Here is a 1,639-nt window from a genome sequence, read left to right on the forward strand (position 1 = left end):
CCGAGCGGCGCCGCCGCCGGGGCGACGCCGTCCGCGTCGCCCGACGGCCTCAGCGGGGCGCTGACCGTGTTCGCGGCCGCGTCGCTGCAGCCCGCGTTCGAGGAGCTGGGCGCGCTCTTCGCGCGGCAGCACCCCGGCGTGGACGTGCGCCCGATGACGTTCGACGGCTCGGCGACCCTCGTCACGCAGCTGGCCGCCGGTGCGCGCGCCGACGTGCTGGCGACCGCCGACGAGCGCTCGATGGCCGACGCCGCCGGCGCCGGCCTGCTGGCGGGGGACGCCGTGCCGTTCACGACGAACACGCTCCAGGTCGTGGTCCCGGCGGGGAACCCGGAGCACGTGCGCGGCCTCGCCGACCTGGGCGCGCTCGCCGCGACGGGAGGCCGCGTCGTGGTGTGCGCCCCGCAGGTGCCCTGCGGCGCGGCGACCGCCGCCGTGCTGCGCGCCGCGGGCGTCGAGCTGCGCGGAGCGAGCGAGGAGCAGAACGTCAGCGCGGTGCTGCTCAAGGTGGTGTCCGGCGACGCGGACGCGGGGCTCGTGTACCGCACCGACGTGCGGCGCGGCGGGGACGGCGTGGAGGGGGTCGAGGTGCCCGAGGCCGCGGGGGCCGTGAACACCTACCCCGTCGCGGTCCTGGCCGACCGCGAGGCGGGCCATCAGGAGGCGGTCGCGCGCGCGTTCGTCGCGCTCCTGCTCTCCGAGGAAGGCCAGCGCGTGCTGGACGGCCTCGGGTTCGCCCGGCCGTGACGGCCGTCGGGCTGGACGCCCCGCACCGGTCCGCGCGCACCGGGGAGCCGTCGGGTCCCGGGCGGTCCGCCCCGCTGCTGCTCGCGGTGCCCGCCGCCCTGGGGCTGGCGCTCGTCGTGCTGCCGGTCGTGGCGCTCGTCCTGCGGGCGCAGTGGTCCACGTTCCTCGTCGACGTCACGTCGCCCACGGCGCTGTCCGCGCTGGGGCTCTCGCTCGCGACCGCGCTGGCGGCCACCGGCGTCTGCGTCGTCCTCGGCGTGCCGCTCGCGCTGCTCCTCGCACGCCTGCGCGGCTGGGCGGCCGACCTCCTGCGGGCGCTGGTGACCCTCCCGCTCGTGCTGCCACCGGTCGTGGGCGGGCTGGCCCTGCTGCAGCTCCTCGGGCGCCGCGGCGTGCTGGGCGGCGCGCTGGACGCGTGGTTCGGGGTCAGCATCCCGTTCACCACGGCGGCGGTCGTGCTCGCGCAGGTCTTCGTCGCCCTGCCGTTCCTCGTGCTGGGGACCGAGGGTGCGCTGCGCACCGTGGGCACCCGGTACGACGAGGTGGCGGCGGGGCTGGGCGCCGGCCGGTGGACCGTGCTGCGGCGGGTCACGCTGCCGCTCGTCGCGCCGGGCCTGCTGAGCGGCGCGGTGCTGTGCTTCGCCCGCGCGCTCGGCGAGTTCGGTGCGACGGCGCTGTTCGCCGGCAACGTGCCCGGCGTGACCCAGACGATGCCCCTGGCGGTGTACGCCGCGTTCAACGGCGCGGGCGTGACGCAGGGCGCCGCCGTGGCCCTCGCGCTCGTCCTCGTCGTCGCGGGCGTCGCCGTGCTGCTGGTCGCGCGGGCCTGGCGGCCGGGACGCACCGCGTGACGCCGCGCCGCGCGCGAGAGCCGCTCGCCGGGCCGGTCGGC

2 protein-coding genes are annotated in these 1,639 nt (G+C 78.8%); both read left to right on the forward strand.

From position 1 onward, the window contains the following. The coding region (gene modA / locus HGCM_RS00005) for a molybdate ABC transporter substrate-binding protein (RefSeq protein ID WP_019134846.1) at positions 1–747 on the forward strand (747 nt) is incomplete at its 5' end. Positions 748–758: 11 nt separating this feature from the next. After that, a complete protein-coding gene (locus tag HGCM_RS00010) occupies positions 759–1,598 on the forward strand; it encodes an ABC transporter permease (protein ID WP_147573319.1) in 840 nt (279 codons plus the stop codon). The last annotated feature ends 41 nt before the right edge of the window (positions 1,599–1,639 follow it).

Origin of the sequence: Cellulomonas massiliensis JC225 (assembly GCF_000312005.1) — a bacterium.
Taxonomy (GTDB): domain Bacteria; phylum Actinomycetota; class Actinomycetes; order Actinomycetales; family Cellulomonadaceae; genus Cellulomonas; species Cellulomonas massiliensis.